Here is a 350-nt window from a genome sequence, read left to right on the forward strand (position 1 = left end):
GCATTGGTTTTGACAACGGGTTTCGTACTCAGCCTTGGTATAACCAATCAGCTCATAATAGTCGTTGCTGGCCCCGATGCAGGTAAGGTGCTCATCCATAAGGTGCTTACTGACACTGGCGCCCAAAACTCCCATCAGCATACTGTATTCGTTATTGAGTTGCTCATAGCTTAAATTGATTTCCACCTTGCTCTCCTCCATCGTATCTTCTGGTGTAAATATCTTTTGGCGATAATATCTTATGGCGTTAATATCCTTTGGCACTAATAAATCCTATCTTCCCTGGCGGAAAACAGGCGCCCATGCTCCGTCGCCATCCCCTCCTGTGAACAGGTGCCCTTCCTCCCTCA

The 350-nt window shown here is 47.1% G+C and carries 1 protein-coding gene; it reads right to left on the minus strand.

Annotated features, from left to right (window positions below; translation table 11 throughout):
* The coding region (locus LK536_RS58575; RefSeq protein WP_506092310.1) for a hypothetical protein at window positions 1-186 on the minus strand (186 nt) is incomplete at its 3' end.
* Between the last annotated feature and the right edge of the window lie 164 nt (window positions 187-350).

It is taken from the genome of Clostridium pacaense, assembly GCF_020709765.2.
GTDB lineage: Bacteria > Bacillota > Clostridia > Lachnospirales > Lachnospiraceae > Enterocloster > Enterocloster hominis.